At 67.3% G+C, this 214-nt stretch carries 1 protein-coding gene; it reads left to right on the top strand.

The genetic code is table 11. The annotated features are described in order from the left end of the window. The coding region (locus tag AC6CH6_RS17900; RefSeq protein ID WP_498256168.1) for a dihydrodipicolinate synthase family protein at positions 1–214 on the top strand (214 nt) is incomplete at both ends.

The following is a 214-nucleotide window of genomic DNA, read 5'->3' as shown; positions in this document are numbered from 1 at the left end:
TCGCCCGGCTGGCCGCCCGGCACGAGAACTTCATCGGCTTCAAGGACGGCGTCGGCGACATCGAGCACCTCACCAAGGTCTACGCCACCAACGGGGACCGCCTGTTCTACCTCGGCGGGCTGCCCACCGCCGAGACCTTCGCCCTGCCCCTGCTCCAGCTGGGGATGAGCACCTACTCCTCGGCGATGTACAACTTCGTCCCCGAGTTCGCCCT

The organism is Kocuria sp. GQ42 (genome assembly GCF_059758435.1).
Note: the sequence above shows the minus strand (reverse complement) of the source record. Positions and strands in the feature narration are given on the sequence as shown.